General features: G+C 34.7%; 16 protein-coding genes. 9 read left to right on the top strand and 7 right to left on the bottom strand.

Annotation, left to right across the window (positions count from 1 at the left end):
• Nucleotides 1-1,226: 1,226 nt before the first annotated feature.
• Nucleotides 1,227-2,279 carry a DUF3667 domain-containing protein gene (locus ACFQ0I_RS11145; protein ID WP_379942282.1) on the top strand — a complete coding sequence of 351 codons (1,053 nt, stop codon included), beginning with the start codon at nucleotides 1,227-1,229 and terminating at the stop codon, nucleotides 2,277-2,279.
• Nucleotides 2,280-2,348: 69 nt separating this feature from the next.
• Here ACFQ0I_RS11145 and uvrA read toward each other — a convergent pair whose 3' ends face one another.
• Entirely contained in the window at nucleotides 2,349-5,141 is a 2,793-nt protein-coding gene (uvrA, locus tag ACFQ0I_RS11140) for an excinuclease ABC subunit UvrA (protein ID WP_379942281.1), read from the bottom strand.
• 261 nt (nucleotides 5,142-5,402) lie between these two features.
• On the opposite strand from uvrA, the gene ACFQ0I_RS11135 reads away from it, so the two are divergent.
• Nucleotides 5,403-5,987: an RNA polymerase sigma factor gene (locus ACFQ0I_RS11135; protein WP_379942280.1), complete on the top strand. Its 585-nt coding sequence runs from the start codon at nucleotides 5,403-5,405 to the stop codon at nucleotides 5,985-5,987.
• A 280-nt stretch (nucleotides 5,988-6,267) separates the two neighbouring features.
• Here ACFQ0I_RS11135 and ACFQ0I_RS11130 read toward each other — a convergent pair whose 3' ends face one another.
• On the bottom strand, nucleotides 6,268-6,942 hold the full coding sequence (locus ACFQ0I_RS11130; RefSeq protein ID WP_379942279.1) for an endonuclease III domain-containing protein: 675 nt from the start codon (nucleotides 6,940-6,942) through the stop codon (nucleotides 6,268-6,270).
• A 32-nt stretch (nucleotides 6,943-6,974) separates the two neighbouring features.
• On the opposite strand from ACFQ0I_RS11130, the gene bcp reads away from it, so the two are divergent.
• Nucleotides 6,975-7,427 (top strand): thioredoxin-dependent thiol peroxidase, encoded by a 453-nt coding sequence (gene bcp, locus ACFQ0I_RS11125; RefSeq protein ID WP_379942278.1) that lies wholly within the window; start codon nucleotides 6,975-6,977, stop codon nucleotides 7,425-7,427.
• A gap of 145 nt (nucleotides 7,428-7,572) precedes the next feature.
• Here bcp and ACFQ0I_RS11120 read toward each other — a convergent pair whose 3' ends face one another.
• Entirely contained in the window at nucleotides 7,573-9,042 is a 1,470-nt protein-coding gene (locus ACFQ0I_RS11120; RefSeq protein ID WP_379942277.1) for a TonB-dependent receptor, read from the bottom strand.
• A gap of 314 nt (nucleotides 9,043-9,356) precedes the next feature.
• On the opposite strand from ACFQ0I_RS11120, the gene ACFQ0I_RS11115 reads away from it, so the two are divergent.
• Both ACFQ0I_RS11115 and ACFQ0I_RS11110 read left to right on the top strand, forming a co-directional pair.
• On the top strand, nucleotides 9,357-10,118 hold the full coding sequence (locus ACFQ0I_RS11115; RefSeq protein ID WP_379942276.1) for an MBL fold metallo-hydrolase: 762 nt from the start codon (nucleotides 9,357-9,359) through the stop codon (nucleotides 10,116-10,118).
• A 10-nt stretch (nucleotides 10,119-10,128) separates the two neighbouring features.
• Nucleotides 10,129-10,629 (top strand): hydrolase, encoded by a 501-nt coding sequence (locus ACFQ0I_RS11110; RefSeq protein WP_379942275.1) that lies wholly within the window; start codon nucleotides 10,129-10,131, stop codon nucleotides 10,627-10,629.
• A 383-nt stretch (nucleotides 10,630-11,012) separates the two neighbouring features.
• Here the strand turns inward: ACFQ0I_RS11110 and ACFQ0I_RS11105 are convergent, their stop codons facing one another.
• Together ACFQ0I_RS11105 and ACFQ0I_RS11100 are read right to left on the bottom strand one after the other, a co-directional pair.
• Nucleotides 11,013-11,381 (bottom strand): DNA topoisomerase IV, encoded by a 369-nt coding sequence (locus tag ACFQ0I_RS11105; RefSeq protein WP_379942274.1) that lies wholly within the window; start codon nucleotides 11,379-11,381, stop codon nucleotides 11,013-11,015.
• Nucleotides 11,382-11,419: 38 nt separating this feature from the next.
• Entirely contained in the window at nucleotides 11,420-11,803 is a 384-nt protein-coding gene (locus ACFQ0I_RS11100) for a helix-turn-helix domain-containing protein (protein ID WP_379942273.1), read from the bottom strand.
• A gap of 290 nt (nucleotides 11,804-12,093) precedes the next feature.
• Between ACFQ0I_RS11100 and ACFQ0I_RS11095 the strand changes: the two genes are divergently transcribed.
• From ACFQ0I_RS11095 to ACFQ0I_RS11080, 4 genes are all read left to right on the top strand, one after another.
• On the top strand, nucleotides 12,094-13,251 hold the full coding sequence (locus ACFQ0I_RS11095) for a M14 family metallopeptidase (protein WP_379942271.1): 1,158 nt from the start codon (nucleotides 12,094-12,096) through the stop codon (nucleotides 13,249-13,251).
• A 70-nt stretch (nucleotides 13,252-13,321) separates the two neighbouring features.
• A complete protein-coding gene (locus ACFQ0I_RS11090) occupies nucleotides 13,322-13,801 on the top strand; it encodes an Lrp/AsnC family transcriptional regulator (protein WP_379942269.1) in 480 nt (159 codons plus the stop codon).
• A 183-nt stretch (nucleotides 13,802-13,984) separates the two neighbouring features.
• Nucleotides 13,985-15,436 (top strand): MBOAT family O-acyltransferase, encoded by a 1,452-nt coding sequence (locus ACFQ0I_RS11085; protein ID WP_379942267.1) that lies wholly within the window; start codon nucleotides 13,985-13,987, stop codon nucleotides 15,434-15,436.
• Nucleotides 15,437-15,441: 5 nt separating this feature from the next.
• Nucleotides 15,442-16,407: a hypothetical protein gene (locus tag ACFQ0I_RS11080; protein WP_379942265.1), complete on the top strand. Its 966-nt coding sequence runs from the start codon at nucleotides 15,442-15,444 to the stop codon at nucleotides 16,405-16,407.
• A 318-nt stretch (nucleotides 16,408-16,725) separates the two neighbouring features.
• On the opposite strand, the gene ACFQ0I_RS11075 is transcribed toward ACFQ0I_RS11080, so the two are convergent.
• Entirely contained in the window at nucleotides 16,726-17,328 is a 603-nt protein-coding gene (locus ACFQ0I_RS11075; protein WP_379942263.1) for a formyltransferase family protein, read from the bottom strand.
• A 58-nt stretch (nucleotides 17,329-17,386) separates the two neighbouring features.
• Nucleotides 17,387-17,998 (bottom strand): sugar transferase, encoded by a 612-nt coding sequence (locus ACFQ0I_RS11070; RefSeq protein ID WP_379942261.1) that lies wholly within the window; start codon nucleotides 17,996-17,998, stop codon nucleotides 17,387-17,389.
• Between the last annotated feature and the right edge of the window lie 386 nt (nucleotides 17,999-18,384).

Genomic DNA, 18,384 nt, shown 5'->3' with positions numbered 1-18,384 from the left:
GTAGGTTATTTTTAGTTTCTGATAGAGTAAAGGGTTCCGATGCTAGTTATTTGTCATGCTGAATTTATTTCAGCATCTAGTTAAAGGTGTTGAGTAATCCATAGATCCTGAAACCAGTTCAGGATGACAACCCATAGGTCTTTTAAGTTTTGAAACCAGTTCAGTGTTTCGATGCTAGTAATTTGTCATGCTGAATTTATTTCAGCATCTAATAAAGGTTTTGAGTAATCCATAGATCCTGAAACAAGTTCAGGATGACACAGAGGATTTGGATTGAGATTATGAAACGAGTTCAGGATGACAACCCATAGGTCTTTTAAGTTTTGAAACCAGTTCAGGATGACAACAGATAGGGTTTTTAAGTTTTGAAACAAGTTCAGTGTTCCAATGCTAGTTATTTGTCATGCTGAATTAATTTCAGCATCTAATAAAAGGCTTTGAGAATATTTAGATCCTGAAACGAGTTCAGGATGACACAGAGGATTTGGATTGAGATTATGAAACGAGTTCAGGATGACAACGGAAGCTTATTTTTAGGTTCTGATAGAGTTCAGGGTTCCGATGTTAGTTATTTGTTATGCTGAATTTATTTCAGCATCTAGAATAATGGTTTGGGTTGTGTTTAGATCCTGAAACAAGTTCAGGATGACATGGCGGGTCGTTTGTCATGCTGAATTAATTTCAGCATCTCTGTATTGTTCGGGTTGTGTTTAGATCCTGAAACAAGTTCAGGATGACAACCGATAGGGCTTTTAAGTTTTGAAACAAGTTCAGGGGTTCCAAAGTGAGTTATTTGTCATGCTGAATTAATTTCAGCATCTAATTAAAGTTGTTCGGTAATGTTTAGATCCTGAAACGAGTTCAGGATGACACAGAGGATTTGTGTTAAGATCCTGAAACAAGTTCAGGATGACACAGAGGGTTTGGATTGAGATTATTAAACAAGTTTAGGATGACAACCGATAGGTGCTTTTAGGTTTTAAAACCAGTTCAGGGTTTCGATGTTAGTCGTTTTTACAAATGAATTAATCGCATAACTTAATTAAAAACTGGCATTTTTGGGTCATCTAATCTGTAAGTGAAAGTTAGCAGAAAATAAATATTTCGAGCATTGAAATTAAAAATGAGCAAATGACGAATGTAAACGGAGCTATTTTTAAATAAATGACTGTCAGTAAAGTATAGAAGCAAAAACTTTTATATTTTTATACAAATCAATGTTCGATATGAGGAAGAAACTTGTTATTTGCGACAATTGTGAGCAAAAATTTCAGGAAGATTTTCAATTTTGTCCGCATTGTGGGCAAAAAAAGCATGAAGATTTAACCTTAAAGGTTTTATTTTATAATACCATAACCAACTATTTTTGTGTTGACGCCCGTTTTTTTAAAAGTTTTATTCCATTACTAATTAAACCAGGCTTTTTAGCAAAGCGCTTTGTTGGTGGTAAGCGCTTGTTGTACTTGCATCCGGCGCAATTTTATTTATTTGTTTCGGTGGTATTTTTCTTTTTGTTTTCTTTTATTTCAAGAGAGCAAGAACAACAATTAGATGCCTTATTAAGCAGTGATTTTAATGCACAAAACAACATACAAACAACACGTGTAAACGATAAATTAGATTCTTTGGGAATTGAAATTATTGACGAAAAGTCTATAGATTTGTCTCAAGACACCTCTAATCCTAAGCCTTTTGTTGCTTCTGATACCATACAAGAAGACGATGCGCTTAATATAGATTCTTTCGATTTTAAAAGAAAAACTATTGATTCTTTAATCGCAATAAAAGCATCTAATGATGCTATTTATAAGGAAATGGGATTAAGTGCCGATGCCAGTAAACTAAAACGAAAATTTTATGCTCAAATACTCAAGTTTTATAAAAAACGTGGTGGAGGTATTTTAGCTGCTTTTTACGATACCATACCCATTGCCATGTTTATTTTGTTGCCCATTTTTGCATTTATTTTAAAAATATTCTTTTATAAAACAGGGCGCTATGCCCATCATTTGGTGTTTAGTTTTTACTATTTTTCCTTTTTGTTCGCAGTGTTTAGTTTACTGTTATTGATAAATTATATCGTCGATATTCCAGATTGGATTGACTGGTTAAGTATTTGGGTGTTATTTATCTATTTGTTTTTAGCTGTGAAGTATTTTTATGAAAAAGGGTGGATTACAAGTTTCTTTAGAAGCGCCTTCGTTACTTTTATTTATTTCACAATCGTGATTCCTATTGCTGTTGTGATTATTGCCATATCGGCTTTTATGTTTTACTAAAGACCGTTTTTAAACACGATATATTAATGAATGTCTAGTGACAAAAATATTTTAAATAAATACTTTAATTTAAGATGGTAAAATTTTATCTTTCAAATACTTGCCAGTTTCTGAATTTTCCACCTTTACAAGTTCTTCAGGTGTGCCACAGGCCACCAAGTTACCGCCTGTTTCACCACCTTTAGGGCCTAAATCGATAATGAAGTCCGCGCATTTTATAAGTTCTAAGTTGTGTTCTACAACAATAATAGAATGTCCATTTTCGATTAAAGCGTTAAACGATTTTAGTAATTTTTGTATGTCGTGAAAATGTAAACCCGTAGTCGGTTCATCAAATATAAACAAGGCATTCGCTTTATTAGCACCTTTGCCTAAAAACGAGGCTAATTTTATACGCTGTGCTTCACCACCGGAAAGGGTAGAAGAACTTTGGCCCAAAGTGACATATCCCAAACCAACATCTTGTAAAGGTTGTAGTTTGTTTGTTATTTTGGTTTGCTTGTTGGTATCAAAAAATGCGATGGCATCATCAATAGTCAGATTTAAAATATCATCAATATTTTTACCAGAAAAGGTTACTTCCAGAACTTCTTTTTTAAAGCGTTTTCCTTTACAGGTTTCACATTCCAGGTGCACATCGGCCATAAATTGCATTTCAATGGTTACTTCACCTTCGCCCTTGCAAGTCTCACAGCGTCCGCCATCTACGTTAAAAGAAAAATGTTTTGCCTGATAGTTTCTAATTGTACTTAATTTCTGGTTTGAGAATAATGCACGAATATCATCATAGGCTTTAATATAGGTCACAGGGTTAGAGCGCGACGAACGCCCAATGGGGTTTTGATCTACAAATTCGATATGTTTTATATTGCTGAAATTGCCTTCTATAGACGTAAATTGCCCTGGTTTATCACTAAAATCGGTCAGCTTTTTTTGAAGGGCTGGAAACAATATTTTTTTAACCAGCGTGCTTTTTCCACTTCCAGAAACCCCCGTAACAACCGTAAGCAAGCCTAGTGGGAAGCGCACATCAATATTTTTTAAATTGTTTTCTCGTGCACCGATAATATCGACATGATACTTTGAAGTCCGGCGTTTCTTAGGAATTTCAATTTTCAACTTACCGTTTAAATACTGCGCTGTTAAAGAGTTTGAAGCCAGAATCGTATCAAAATTTCCACAAGCTACTACATGACCACCAAAGGTTCCGGCTTCCGGTCCAATGTCAATCACGGTATCGGCGGCTTTCATAATATCTTCGTCGTGCTCTACAACAATTACGGTATTCCCAAGGCTTTGCAGCTGTTTTAAAACCAAGATTAAACGCTCGGTATCTTTTGGATGCAGGCCAATACTGGGTTCGTCTAAAATATACATCGAGCCCACTAAGCTACTTCCTAAAGAGGTTGCTAAGTTAATACGCTGACTTTCGCCACCCGACAGGGTGTTTGATTTTCTGTTAAGCGTTAAATAATCCAATCCTACATTAGCGAGAAACGACAAACGATTATTTATTTCTTTCAATAATCGGTCTGCAATCTGGCTATCGTATTCGTTTAATTCTAATTGTTTAAAGAAATTAGCTAAGGCATCTAAAGGCATTTCCACCAAGTCGGTAATCGTAGCGCCTCCTATTTTAACGTAATTCGCTTCCAAGCGCAGGCGTTTCCCATTACATGCTTTGCATTTGGTTTTTCCGCGATAGCGCGATAACATCACACGATTTTGAATTTTATAAGCTTTGGCTTCTAATTCCGCAAAAAATGAATTTAAACCTTCAAAATACTGGTTACCGTCCCAGATAAGTTGTTTTTGAGCATCACTTAATTGAAAATACGGTTTATGTATTGGGAAATCGAATTTATGGGAGTTGTTAACCAGTTGGTCTCTGTACCAGCTCATGCTTTCTCCTCGCCAGGGGAAAATAGCATTTTCGTAAACCGAAAGACCGGTGTTGGGTATTACTAAATCGTCGTCAATCCCAACAATATCGCCGTAACCCTCGCATTTAGGGCAGGCGCCATAAGGGTTGTTAAAACTAAATAAATGGACGTTAGGTTCCAGAAAACTCATGCCATCTAAATCGAAGTTATTACTAAAATGGCGTTGTTTTTTATCTTCTAAGGTTTCAATAATACATGTGCCTTTACCTTCATAAAATGCTGTTTGTATGGCATCGGCTAATCGGTTTTCAAAATCTTCTTCGTCTTTAATGATTACACGATCTACCACCAATAAAATAGCGTCTTTCTCATTGATGTTGTCTATTTCATCCATCCTAACAACCTCGTTATTCAGCTTAATTCTGGCATAACCTTGTTGTTGTAGCGCTTTTAATTTGTCTTCCATACGGCGTCCTTCTTCCAAATAAATAGGAGCGAGCAGAAGCAGCTTGTCGCCTTCGGCAAAGGATTTTATATACTGTAAGACATCGGTAACGGTATCTTTTTTAACTTCAAAACCAGATATGGGTGAATAGGTTTTGCCAATTCTCGCATACAGCAATTTAAGATAATCGTAAATTTCGGTCGTCGTGCCCACGGTAGAACGCGGATTGGTAGAATTCACCTTTTGCTCGATAGCAATAGCAGGCGCAATACCTTTAATGTAATCGACTTTAGGTTTATTTAGTCGCCCTAAAAACTGGCGGGCATAACTCGATAAGCTTTCAACATAGCGTCTCTGGCCTTCGGCATATAAGGTATCGAAGGCTAAACTCGATTTACCAGATCCCGATAACCCTGTAATGACCACTAATTGATTTCTAGGAATGACCACGTCAATATTTTTAAGGTTATGCAATTTTGCGCCTTTAATAATGATGTTTTCTTTAGGATTTACTTCTGAAATATTAGTAATCATAGGATTTGTAAGCAATAATTTTGCAAAGATACTATAACAATTATGAATTATGAATTATGAATTATGAATATAATGATTGACCATCGACTAAAAACAAATAAAGTACAAATAATTCTAGTAATTTTTGTTTTTTAGGTACGATTCTTGTTATATTTGACTCTATTAATCAAACATTTAACAACACTTGCCTATAGCCTAACATTACTTTTAAACTAATAACCCCAAGCAAAGAAGTCTCTTCTTTGAAAAAAAGTAATGATTATGCAATACGAACTTATACCAGATTCAGCATTGGTTAGCCAATATATTAAAGGCGACGAATATGCTTTAGAAACGCTTATTTATAGGCACAAACACAGAATATACAGTTTTATTTACTCCAAAGTGTACGACAGAGATGTGGCCGAAGACCTGTTTCAGGACACGTTTATAAAAGTGATTCGTACGTTAAAACGCGGTGCATACAACGAAGAAGGTAAGTTTTTACCATGGGTGATGCGTATTTCACATAATTTGGTAATCGACTTTTTTAGAAAAAATAACAGGATGCCTAAATTTTCTAATACCGATGAATTTAATATCTTCTCTGTATTAAGCGATACCAGTTTGAATGCCGAAAGCAGCATTATAAAAGAACAAGTAGAAACAGATGTACGGCGTTTGGTAGACGAATTGCCAGACGACCAAAGAGAGGTATTATTAATGCGTATTTATGAAGATTTAAGCTTTAAAGAAATTTCAGATAAAACGGGCGTAAGCATTAACACGGCTTTAGGAAGAATGCGTTATGCCTTAATTAACCTGAGAAAAATAATAGACAAGCATCAAATTATATTAACAAATTAATACAATAAAGTAAATTTAGTGCCGTTATTAGTTTAAATTAATCTTTAAATGAAAAACATGGCAAAACTTTACTCAGAAAATGCGATTAAAAATTTAAAAGAACTTAACCCTAAGGAGGAGACGTTACAATTTCTTCTTAATTATTCGAAGGCTTTAAGTGTTATAAATTGTAAAAAGATGAAGTTTGAAGCGCTTCTGAACTAGGTGAAAAGCCCTAATACTTTTTAAGTTTTAGGGCTTTTTAATTTCCTATCCCTAACCCTCTCCAAAGGAAAGGGAATTATTTTTGCTTCCTTCCCTTAGTAAAGGATTGAAGATGGGAATTAATTACCGATTGTCTTCCAATGGTTTTGGTAATAATATCTTTCTCTAAGTCCCAGCCTCGTGCAGGCGAATATTCTCGTCCGTACCAGATAATCTGAAGGTGTAAATCGTTCCATAAGGCTTCTGGAAATAAGCGTTTAGCGTCTTTTTCGGTTTGAACCACATTCTTACCATTGCTTAAATTCCACCGATACATTAACCTGTGAATATGTGTATCTACAGGAAAGGCAGGCACACCAAATGCTTGAGACATGACCACACTCGCGGTTTTATGGCCCACGGCAGGCAAAGACTCTAAAGCTTCAAAACTTTGAGGCACCTCACCGTTGTATTTGTCAATGAGAATATGCGACAATCCATGAATTCCTTTGCTTTTCATTGGCGATAAGCCCACAGGTTTTATAATCTCACGGATGTCTTCAACGGTGAGTTTCACCATATCATATGGATTATCGGCTATTTCAAACAGTAATGGGGTAATCTGATTTACCCGAACATCGGTACTTTGGGCAGATAATAACACGGCAATTAATAGGGTGTACGGATCTTTATGGTCTAACGGAATGGGGATACTGGGATATAATTCTTGTAACGTTTTTATGATAAATGCTACCCGTTGTTCTTTATTCATGTTGTAAATTTGTAGAAATCAAAGTTACTATTATGAAGACATTAAAACAAGGCGATCCGGTGCCTAATTTTTCAGCAAAAGATGAACAAGGCCAATTGGTATCCTTAGAAGATTTTAAAGGAAAGAAATTAATTGTGTTTTTTTATCCAAAAGCCAACACGCCAGGTTGTACAACCGAAGCTTGCAATTTAAGAGACCACTATAAAGTGTTACAGGAACAGGGCTATGAATTGCTAGGTGTAAGTGCCGACACTTCTAAACAACAATTAAAATTTAAAGATAAATACGAATTTCCGTTTCGGTTATTAGCCGATGAAGACAAGGCGGTTATTAATGCCTTTGGGGTTTGGGGGCCTAAGAAGTTTATGGGCAGAACTTACGATGGTATTCATAGAACCACCTTTGTCATTGACGAACAGGGAGTCGTAGAACGGGTTATTGACAAGGTGAAAACCAAAGATCATGCAGCCCAAATATTAGAATAAAAAAGGTGCTGTGTGAAAAGGGTGTTACTAAGTCATATTGAGCCTGTCGAAATATTTTAATTTCTGTTAATCAAATTATATTTTGACCTTGTTACTGCTCAACCTGACACAGTAACAATTAAAATCTTTTCAGACAGCTCGTATATTAGTTGGAACGCTTACGTTTCGATAATACCAAGGGTCTTCTTGAATATCCGAACAAACGATAATCTTTTATTAAGTCGGCAATACCTTCAGGAAGCATGTCTTCCCAATCGCTTTTGCCTTCGGCGATTTTCGTTAATATATCTCGAGAGAATATGGTTAAACAACTTTCGTCGTAATCGGTAATATCAACCACTTTTCCGTTGTATTTAAAGAATTTGTACAACTCTTTCATACGTGGGTAGACTTTTAAGTTTTCACTCGTAACAAGTTCTCCGGTTTTTGGATCAAGCATCGGGTACAGATACACTCTTAAATCTTTGAAAAACAATTTTCCAAAGGCTTCTAAAATACCACCGCTCATATGGCGATAATACTTTTCATCAAAAATATCGATTAAATTATTCGCTCCCATGGCAAGACCCATACGCGCTTTTGAATAATTAGAAAAATATTCAACCACTTTATAATATTCCTGGAAGTTCGAAATCATTACCGATTTCCCAAGCGAGCATAATAAATCGGCTCTATCAATAAAATCCTGTTCGTCAATTTCACCTTCTGCACGTAGGTTCGACAGGGTAATTTCAAACACCACCTCGGTTTTGTCTTTATCTACTTTTTTCTCCTGAATAAACATTTTATAGGCATTCTCATACATATCAATGTTTACTTTGGTTACCGGTCTAAAACTTCCTCTAAAAGCTAAGATGTTTTTCTTGTACAGCACACGAGCAGGCAACACGTTTTTACCATCTGGTCCGAACATCACCGCATCGGTCATGCCGTTTTTCACCAGTTGTAAACTCATTAATCGGTTATCGACATTCTTAAAAAGTGGCCCCGAGAAATTAACGGTATCAATTTCTAACTGATCTTTGTCTAAATGATCGTATAAATATTTTAAAAGTTTCTTTGGCTCGTTATATTTATAAAAGGCACCATAAATTAAATTCGTACCTATTACCCCTAAGGTTTCTTGCTGCAATCGGGCATCGGTTTCTTTAAACCTAATGTGTAAAATAATTTCGTTGTATTCTTGTTTTGATTCAATTTGGTACTTTATACCAATCCATCCGTGACCTTTAAATTGTTTTGCAAAATCGATGGTTGTTACCGTATTGGCGAACGAGAAAAACATTTTATTAGGGTGATCTTCGCGCGACAGACGTTTTTCAATTAAATCAATTTCATGCTTAAGCATTTTATGTAAACGTGCTTCGGTAACGTATCTCCCATCTTCTTCGGCTCCATAAATAGCATCACTAAAGGCTTTGTCGTAAGCAGACATTGCTTTTGCAATCGTGCCAGAAGCGCCGCCAGCTCTAAAAAAATGACGACTGGTTTCTTGCCCAGCGCCAATTTCTGCGAACGTGCCGTAAATATTCTCATTAAGATTAATACGTAGTGCTTTGGTTTTTAACGACGGAATTTCTTCAAATTCCCTATCTCCTTTTAAGCTTATTTCCATAGTGTTTTTGGGTTGCGCGATGTTGTAAACAAAGGTATCAAATAATAGGTGCAAATAAAAAAATAACTTTAATTTTGTTGTTGCAGTCGTCTACTTTTCAAGCGCTCATAGTATGCGTCCATAATTTTAGAGTTTTTATAAAAAAAGCGAAGGTAAATTATCGATTTAATGTTTGGAACAGCAGCGTATCGTTTCTTAAAGATTCAATTTAAGTGATTTACAAATCATTTAAATTTAAAATGAAGATAGTTTGAAGCGAAGAGTGATGACCAGCACATGATTAAAAATAACATCGAAGTTAAAAAAATAAGTATTTGAAAGTAACGTTTTTAGGCACAGGCACCTCGCAAGGTATTCCCATTATAGGAAGCACACATCCCGTTTGTTTAAGTGAGAATAAAAAAGACAAAAGGTTGCGTGTTTCTGTTTTAATAGAATGGGATTCGCATGTGTATGTGGTGGACTGTGGTCCTGATTTTCGGTACCAAATGCTGCGTTCTGGATGCAGCAGAATCGACGGTATTTTATACACTCACGAACATTCCGATCATACCTTGGGGTTAGACGATATTCGGCCCTTTTTTTTTAACCAGGGCAGTATCCCCATTTACGCCCACAAGCGCGTATTGAAATCGCTCGCCCAACGATTTGATTATATTTTTGCGACAGAAAACAAATACCCAGGTGCCCCATCGGTTATCCCTAACAGGATTAAAAACAAGCCTTTTATGTTGGGTAATTTGGAAGTGATGCCTGTAAAAGGTAAGCATGATGCGCTTCAGGTGTTTGGGTTCAGATTCGGTGATTTCGCCTATTTAACCGATATGAAAACCGTTTCGGATGCTGAAATCGAAAAAATTAAAAATGTAAAGGTGTTGGTTGTTAATGCGTTGCGCATCAATCCGCATCGTTCTCATTTTAATCTGAAAGAAGCTTTAGCTTTTGTTGAAAAAGTGCAACCAGAAAAAGCCTACTTAACACATATCAGTCATTTATTAGGTTTTCATGATGCCGTTGAAAAAACCTTACCAAAACATGTATTTTTGGCTTACGACGAATTACAAATAACCGTTTAAATTTTATATTATGAAACAACGAATTTTTATGTATTTATTTATTTTTTCTATACTCTTGGTATTGTTTCAATATGTAAATGCAAAGCGCGTATTCGAAGACCAACAGAAGCGTATCGATGTATACCAGCATAAAATAAAAACCTATCAAGATTCTATTCTTAAGTTACAAGACGACAATTTAGAATTATCACATTTTAATTTAGAGCGCAACGAAGATGCCATCAGTTATTTTGAAAACAAAGGATTTGTGGTTTCTGAATTGATTCCGCTTATTAAAGATGAACTTTATAAATCGAATGAAACGAAAGGGCAGCATCCTATTGTTCCTTATGCATCAAGTGAGGGTAGACGGCTGATGATTAATTCGGTTAAATTATTGAATCACAAGTGGATTATTGCCGATTTTTCAGATGGTGAGTATTGGGGGGAAGTCTTTTTAACGTATTATATCGAGGAGGATCAGCAAGTTACTTTTACATTGGTGGAATCGTTTTTGTATCCGATGAATTAATTTGGTGTTGGTTGAGGCAAAAACTTTTTTTGCCACATTGAGCTTGTTGAAGTGTTGATTTAAACTGATGTTTTAGTTAGTGGATTCCTGCTTTCGCAGGAATGACAACGCATTAATGTTTCGTCACGCTGAGTCTGTTGAAGTGTTTAATGAAGTTGTTTTTTTCCATTTATAAGATTCCTGCTTTCGCAGGAATGACAATATGAAAGTGTTTTGTCACACTGAGCCTGTCGAAGTGCTGGTTTAATCTGTTTTATTAATTAGTGGATTCCTGCCTGCGCAGGAATGACAACGCATTAATGTTTTATCACACTGAGCCTGTCGAAGTGTTAAAAGATACTGTTATTTCTTTTATAAGATTCCTGCTTTCGCAGGAATAGCGGTTACTTTATTTTATAAGCAACACCTTTTTGTTTTTTAGTATCACCCACATACGAATACTCATAAGTATACGAACTATCGGTAGTGGTTAGAATTTTTAAATGAATATCCTTGCGCTCTGCCATATTTTTTGGGTTGATGGTTTTAAAAATAACTTCACAGTCGTTAATCCATCGTAATTGCGTGGAGTCTATTTTATTATTATAGGTTTCAATCTGTAATTGCTCATCTCGGACAAAGGTAGAGGTGTATAACTGATCATTAATTTTTACTTCACTATAAAACGAACCCGTTTTAAAATCTTTACACTGCCGTGTTGAGGTGTAACAACCAAAAAAACTAAAAAAGAGTAGTAGGATAAGATATTTCATAAAAGCGCGTATATCTGCAAAAATACTGAAGATTCTTTTTAATTCTTAAAATTTTTAAAACTTCCGTCCGTATAAAAAATAACAATGCTTTCTATGGTTTTTTCCTTTTTGGTTTCAAACTGAATTTTTTCCTGAATGGCTACCGGGGGAGGTTCGGGTTTTATATCGACAGGTTTTACATCGACCGATTTTTTTATTGCTGGAAATTCTCCCTTGCCATTCAGTAACCAATAGAGTTCAACTTCTGGAAATGCCGAAAGAATTTTTAAAACAAATTCCAAGCTAGGTTTATTTCTTCCAGAGAGAATATGCGAAATGCTGGAGCGTTGTACCCCAATTTTTTCGGCAAATGAAGAGGCCGTTTCACCGTAATAATCGATGACTTTTTGCAGTCTTTTAGTAAAAGCTTCGGTGTTTATCATTGTAAACGTTACAATTGTATATTGATATTACAAATGTAACACAAAGCAATGAATCTAGCAAGACATCAGTTCGATATTTGTTGTTATATATAAACTAATACTTTAATTAAACTCTAGAAAGTACTGAAAAACAGCGTTTAGTATTTAGGTGTAAACAAACAGGTAGTTTTTAATTGCAACAATATTAAACAGCCGTGTTTTATTGTATACGTTTGTAAACAATTGTTTCAAAACAACTGTTTACAATTGTAAAATACTATTTGTTTACATTTGTACATTAAAAATTAAGCATGCAATTAGACCTTATAAAATCATTGTTCTTAGCATACCGAGAATCACATTTAAATCACCGGTATATTACCAATGCTCACATGGCACCTTTACTGGACCAACTTAAAAAAACAATCCCCGTTGAGGTTATAGGTACCTCTGTATTAAACAACCCGATTTATGGTTTACAGATTGGTACGGGACCGAAACGTATTTTGATGTGGTCGCAAATGCATGGTAACGAAAGCACGACGACCAAGGCGATTTTTGATTTATTAAACACCCTTTTAAGTGACGAAGCTGCTGTAGCGCCAATTTTAAATGGCTGTACTTTATATATCATACCTATTTTAAATCCGGACGGCGCACAAGCTTATACCCGTGTAAACGCCAATGAAGTGGATTTAAACAGGGATGCACAAGCCTTAACCCAGCCAGAAAGCAAGGTGTTACGGGCTATTTTTAAGTCCTTTAAACCACATTATTGCTATAATTTGCACGGACAACGTACTATTTTTAGTGCAGGCGCTACTAATAAGTCCGCTACCGTATCGTTTTTATCACCGGCTCAAGACGCCGCTTGCACGATAACACCAAACAGAAAGGTGGCCATGGAAGTTATTGCCGTTATGAATGCCGCTTTGCAGCAGATTATTCCGCAACAGGTAGGGGTATATGATGATGCTTTCAATTTAAACTGTGTTGGTGATACCTTTCAAAGTGAAAATGTTCCCACTATTTTATTTGAAGCGGGGCATTTTAACAACGATTATGCCCGAGATATCACGAGAGAGTATATTTACACCTCTTATTTAGTATCCTTGAATTATATAGCTTTAAATGAGGTGACTGGAGCGCATTATGTACCTTATTTAGAGATTCCCGAAAACGAAAAATTGTTTTTAGACCTCATTATAAGAAATGTGAGTAAAAAACAGGGTAGCGGCGAAGACGAGGTGGCTATTGGTATCTTATATCAGGAGCGTTTGGTGGATGGTCGTATAGAATTTGTGCCAATTGTTGATAAAATCGGCGATTTAAATGGTTTTTATGCACATCGGGAGATAGACGCTAAAGGACAAGAAGTATATAATGAGCAAGGAGAACCACTAAAAGTTAATAACGAAAACGTTTGCGTAATAATGAATAATGAAAAAATCTCATTATTACCGAAATAAAGCATATGAATTATGCGTTATTATTAAAGAAAATGTATTAATTTTGCTTTATATTTAAGAATAGTTAATTATGGGGAAAATTAAATTGGATGAAATAGATCATCAGATTCTGGACATGTTGATTGACAACACTAGGATTCCGTTTACAGACATTGCAAAAAAATTATTAATATCGGCAGGTACCGTGCACGTTCGCGTTAAAAAGATGGAAGAGCAAGGTATTATAAGAGGGTCTTCGCTCATGTTGGATTATAAAAAATTAGGATATTCGTTTATTGCATACGTTGGTCTGTACTTAAATAATACATCACAAACTAAGTTCGTTATAGAGCGTATTAATGAAATAGCCTTTGTTACGGTAGCGCATATCACCACGGGCAAGTTTAATATATTTTGTAAAATTAGAGCACGCAGTACCGAGCATGCTAAAGAAATCATCTTTAAATTAGACGATATCGAAGGGGTTTACAGAACCGAAACCATGATATCCTTAGAAGAAAGTATTAACGATAAAAAACGTTTGATGCATTCTATATTTAATGAATTGTAATTAGAAATCATATAATTTTTATATAAAGCCCTTTTTTAAAAGGGCTTTTTTTATGCCTTTTGTCGATGGTGGTATTAAATTGTCTTTTTAAAGATTTTTTTTGACAGACTAAATGTAATAACTCATGTTTGTATTGCAATAAATAATTATTGTAATCTCCCTAGCTTTTTATTTAATATATATATGATATTTAATTCCATCGAGTTTTTTATTTTTCTAGGTATTGTTTATTTTTTATACTGGTTTGTTTTTAAAAAGCATTTAAAAGCACAAAACATCTTGCTATTAGTGGTTAGTTATGTGTTTTACGGCTGGTGGGATTGGCGCTTTTTGTCTTTAATTTTGTTAAGTACGGTAGTCGATTACTATGTTGCTTTAAGAATCGATAAAAATAACAATGTCAAAGAAAGAAAACAGTGGCTGTGGGTAAGTGTGGTGTTTAACATTGGGCTTTTAGGGTTCTTTAAGTATTATAATTTTTTTATAGAGTCCTGGGTCGATATGTTCGCCATGTTTGGGTATCAGATGAAAAGCACCTGGACTTTAAAAGTGATTTTACCCGTAGGGATTTCGTTTTACACCTTTCAAACCATGTCGTATTCGTTCGATGTGTATTATAAAAAACTGAAACCTACTACCGATTTTTTATCTTTTGCTGCTTTTGTTAGTTTCTTTCCGCAATTGGTGGCTGGACCCATAGAAAGAGCCTCCAATTTATTGCCTCAAATTTTAAACAAGCGTGTATTTAATTATGCGCAATCTGTGGCGGGCTTAAAGCTTATTTTATGGGGCTTGTTTAAGAAAGTCGTGATTGCAGATTCGCTTGGCTATATTGTAGACGATATTTTCGCAAATTACAGCAGCTATCCCGCTTCCACGCTCGTTATTGGGGTGGTGTTTTTTAGTTTTCAAATTTATGGCGATTTTAGTGGGTATTCGGATATTGCCATTGGAACTTCCAAATTATTTGGTGTGGAGCTCATGTCTAATTTTAAATTCCCCTATTTCGCCAGAAGTATAGGCGAGTTCTGGAGGCGTTGGCATATCTCGTTAACCACCTGGTTTAGAGATTATTTATACATTCCCATGGGAGGGTCGCAAACCGGGCAATTAAAAAGCATTCGAAATGTTTTTATTATCTTTTTAGTAAGTGGGTTTTGGCATGGTGCTAACTGGACCTTTTTAGTTTGGGGCGTTATTCATGCCTGTTTGTTTATTCCTTCCTTTATACGGGGGACGAACAGAATACATGTAGCTTCTCAAATAGGCACAACTACCAAGCAGTTTTTGTTAGTAGAATTGCCACAAATAGTGTTAACGTTTTTATCGGTAACGGTAACATGGATATTTTTTAGAGCGGCATCCATTACTGAGGCCTTTAGCTATATTAAAGGCATGGTGTCAAATTTTTCATATCAGGCATACGCGCACCCATTGGGGTATCGCATGCTCGATTATTATGTGCTGGTCATTATCTTTGTTTTTTATGAATTCCTGATTCGTGAAGACGAACGTGCTCCCTTTAAATTTAAATATAAAGTGGTTCGATTGTTATTGTATACCGCTGTTATTTTTTTAATGATGCTTTTTTACGAAAGCAGTATTGATCGATCCTTTATTTACTTTCAATTTTAAAAAAGATGAAAAAGTTATTTTTTAAAATGTTTCTTTATACGGTGCTTATCGTCATGATACTCGAAGTCTTAGTGCGTGTGTTGCATTTAACCAAGGACTATCCTGCTCGATTTGTTGATGAGCGCGGGGTGGAGCGGTGGGTTCCGAATCAAGAGGGCTATGCTGTAACTGGAAATAGACGTCAAAATTTTTCAAAATTTCATATCAATAGCTCTGGTTATAATTCCTACCGCGATTTTAAACCTTCTAAAGAACGTACAGAGATTGCTATAGTAGGGGATTCTTATATAGAAGGCTTTCATCAAGATTACGATAATTCTATAGGAAAAAAAATAGAGTCAAAACTTCATGATGTAGACGTGTATGAGATTGGTTATGCGGGTTATGACTTAGCAGACCAGTTGCATTTAATTCATCAATATCCAAAGTTTTTTGCTTTGATTGATTACGTTATTATCGGATTAGATTTTAATACGGATTTATCCAGAGGTACTTACGAAGTTGTTCAAGACAGGATGCGTCTAGAATCGGCCAAATTTAAAGCCATGCGTCAAATAAAGTTATTGGTGTATTTTCAAAACATTGGGGCTTTTGATGCTCCCAGAGAACTCGTTCGAAATTTGCTTTCTGGTAGCGAGCCTGTTGTGGTAAAAAAAACTGCAGAAGAGATACAGTTGCAGGAAGTGCAATTACAGCAACAACGTTTTGAAAACTTTAAACGTTTAGTCGCTGTTTACGGTTTTGATAAAGAACGTTTTGTTTTTTTAATAGACACAAGTAAAACCCCGCAATTGTTATTAGATTATTTACATGAACAGGGTTATCGTTATATAGATTATTCAGAACGTTTGAATCAATCTGTTTTACCAACCACCTTAATCTACGATCAGCATTGGAATAATCATGGCAGATCTATTGTTGCCAGTTTAATTGCTGATTATTATAAAAAAAACAGGTTGTGTTGTTTATAATACAGCGATTTATTAACATAAGAAGTTAATTATTTGATGTTTTTTGGTTTTGTTTGAATGTAATCTATGGGCATTTATTCAATTTATAGAATAGATGTTCTTGAGCTAGGTCTACTCTTAAAAATATCGGTAAGTACAGAAGATGAATCATATTAAAAGTCTAAAAAATAACCGCATTGTGGTAGTAATTTCTCATTATTCAAACAAGTACTATTTCGTAAATAGATTGAAATATTAACCTATTCTGTTATTCAAAAATATTCATTTAATACAAAGTTATTTTAAATTAGCCTTAGAAAAAATGGCAGCATATTATTATCAAGATCTATTCTCTATATGTTTAATAGTTTTTGCAATAATTTTTTTTCCTTTTTTAGAAAATTTAGGATAAAGGGACTCTAAGGTATCTGTAGGTTTTATTTTTATGGGTTCTTGGCACAATATAATGCCTCTGTCAATTTTATCATCAATAATATGGGTTGTTATTCCCGTTACTTTCACGCCATAATCTATGGCATCTTGTATGGCGGTTTGTGTTGCTAAAAAACTGGGAAAAAGAGACGGATGGATATTAATAATTCTATTGGGAAAAGCGCTTAGCATAGTTTCTTCAATAATATATTTGTATCCAAGTAAAAGCAGATAATCAATATTTCTAGTTTTGAAGTTCTCAATCAAATGGTTTTGATAAGTGTTTTGGCCACAAAAATCAGCACTTCTAATCTTCATAACTTCAATATTACACTTTTCGGCCATATCTTTAGCTCCACATGGTTCGCTTTCACAAACAACTAAAGATAAATCTGATTTTTTAAAACTACCTTTATTGAAAAGTTTTATAACATCCGAGGCATTTTGGCCCCATCCTGTGACCAAAATAGCCCAATTAATTTTCTTATTTGTTCTTTCTGAATCAGCCATGTTTTTATTTATTTGATAACCCATATGCTTCGAAATATAAAAAAAATAAAACAAAAAATCAATTTTTCCTTTGTCTTAGCGCCTTCAAGTCCAGCATGTTCGGATCTATATACGTATCGCTGAAGCTGAAAACTTTCCGCACTGTCTTTAATAAAATTATTAAATCATTAACAAAAGATAAGTTTTCTACATATTCCACATCTTTGGCTAGTTTTGTATCCCAACTTAACAGATTCCTACCTGAAATTTGAGCTAATCCTGTAATGCCTGGTCTCACTGTGTGACGTATTTTTTCTTTTTCTGTATAATATGGTAAATAGTGCACTCTTAAGGGTCTTGGGCCAACTAAACTCATATCTCCTTTTAATATATTAATTAATTGAGGTATTTCGTCAAGTGATGTTTTTCTTATAAAGGTGCCAAAATTGGTAACTCTTTCATTATCTGGTAATACATTGCCATTGCTATCTTTTTTGTCGACCATGGATTTAAATTTAATAATTGCGAAAATATTTTCATTTTTACCAGGACGCTTTTGAAAGAAAAACGGCTTTCCATTATTAGTAATCGTTAAGTATAAAGTAATAAAAACAAATACAGGGAACACTATAATAAAACCCAATAAGGCAAGGATAAAGTCAAAAAATCTTTTAAAAAAAAGTCGATACATGGTTTCGAGTTATGTTATTAAAATTAATTTAAAATTAAACTAATTAAAATTTTAAGTGATTATGAACTATTCGTATTGAAAATAGGTATTACATGGCAACCTATAATAATTTCAATATAATACTTTATTCTTAATTATCTTAAAAAGCTCTAAAATAACGCGCACAATACTTTGCATTATGTATTAAAATAAGCACAGACCAGGTGTTATATCAAGATTAGTTTCAAATAATTTAAAAAATGAGAGATGGTGGAAACAAGTAGTGATTCGTTTTGAGCTTAGAGTGGTTGAGCTACTAAAGGCGTTTGGCTTTTATGCTTGCAATCGATTTATTAATGGTATTGGTGTTTAAGTATCGTTCCATAACATACGTTTTTTAGATATGC

The organism is Mariniflexile aquimaris (assembly GCF_042676825.1).
Classification (GTDB): domain Bacteria; phylum Bacteroidota; class Bacteroidia; order Flavobacteriales; family Flavobacteriaceae; genus Mariniflexile; species Mariniflexile aquimaris.
Note: the sequence above shows the minus strand (reverse complement) of the source record. Positions and strands in the feature narration are given on the sequence as shown.